Origin of the sequence: Hydrocoleum sp. CS-953 (assembly GCF_002260545.1) — a bacterium.
Lineage (GTDB): Bacteria > Cyanobacteriota > Cyanobacteriia > Cyanobacteriales > Microcoleaceae > Trichodesmium.
In genome coordinates this window covers 1-1563 of the sequence record NZ_LGSU01000045.1, presented here as the reverse complement: position 1 = coordinate 1563, position 1563 = coordinate 1, and the positions used below count along the sequence as shown (strand labels likewise).

The 1563-nt window shown below is 33.4% G+C and carries 1 protein-coding gene; it reads right to left on the bottom strand.

The features are described from left to right. Positions 1-114: 114 nt before the first annotated feature. Positions 115-1563, bottom strand: a 1449-nt coding sequence (locus AFK68_RS00205) for an ATP-binding protein (RefSeq protein ID WP_143437360.1), incomplete at its 5' end; no start/stop codon positions are given.

The window sequence follows — 1563 nt, the reverse complement described above, 5'->3', positions numbered from 1 at the left end:
AATAAGTAAGACTTACTTCATAAATTGATGGAGTAAATATTTTTTCCCAATTCCCTACTCCCTTACTCCCCTACTCCCTTACTCCCCTACTCCCTACTCCCTACTCCCTCCAAATCAACTATAATTACCAGTTGCTGGTTTAATAGGAATTTCAATTATGAACTCTGTACCTTTTCCAACTTCAGAAACACAACTCAGATCGCCCCCATGTTTTTCTACTACAATTGAATAGCTAATTGATAATCCTAAACCTGTACCTACTCCAACTGGTTTCGTAGTAAAAAATGGGTCAAATATTTTAGACAATGCTTGAGAATTAATACCACTACCATTATCAGCAATTTTTATTTTTACTGTTTCTGACTTTGTTACTTCAGTAGAAATTGTAATAGTGGGTTGACTGTCAAATTCTTGTTGTTTATCTCGCCGATTTTCTAAAGCATCAATTCCATTAGCAAGTAAATTCATAAACACTTGATTAACCTGGGAAACGTAACAGATAACCTGTGGCAAATTACCATAGTTTCTAACTATTTTAACTTCATGTCTATCTGACTTTTCTTTAATACGAGTATGTAAAATTAGTAGGGTACTATCAATACCTTCATGGATATTTACAGGTTTCATATCTGCTTCATCTAAGCGCGAGAAGTTACGCAGAGAAATAACAATATCTCTAATACGTTCAGCTCCAACTTTGATAGAATTCAAAAGTTTTTGTAAGTCTTGTATGAGAAATTCTAAGTCAATATCTTCAATTTCATCTTGAATTTCTTCTACAGGTTCAGGATAATGTTCTTGATATAAATCAATCAAATTTAGTAAGTCAGAAATATATTCATTCGCAGGGGAAAGATTACCATAAATAAAGCCGACAGGATTATTGATTTCGTGAGCTACTCCAGCAACTAATTGTCCTAAACTTGACATTTTTTCACTTTGAATTAGTTGAGATTGAGTACGTTGTAGCTCGTGCAATGTTTGCTCTAGTCGGAGATTTTTTTCGTTTAATTCCTGGGTTCTTTCTTGTATTTTTTGTTCTACTGAACCGTACAACATTGCATTTTCTAAGGAAACTGCCGCTTGAGATGATAAAAGTCTTAATATCTCCAAACGTTCGGGAGTAAATGCACCTGTAGTTAGGTTATTTTCCAAGTACAAAACTCCGATAAGTTTTCCTCCATTAATAATAGGAGTACATAAAACAGATTTAAGTTGAATTTTGGCAACATAAGGGTCAGTTGTGAAACGATCTTCAGCAAAAGCATTGGTTATAACAACATCTTGATGGGTTCGTTCTACATAATTAATTACTGTTAGTGGTAAATCTTCAGATTCATTAATTTGAGTTTCTTGAACTACCACTTCTTCAGAATCTAAGGTAGCTTCAGCTTTATTCATTAGTTTGCCTTCTATGGGTAGTAAAAGTACGCCTTTTTCTGCACCAGCATTTTCTATGAGAATTTTCATCAATTTAGATAGTAATTTATCTAAGACAATCTCACTAGAAATTGCTTGAGATGCTTTAATAACTGTAGCTAAATCTAAAGATTGACTATTACT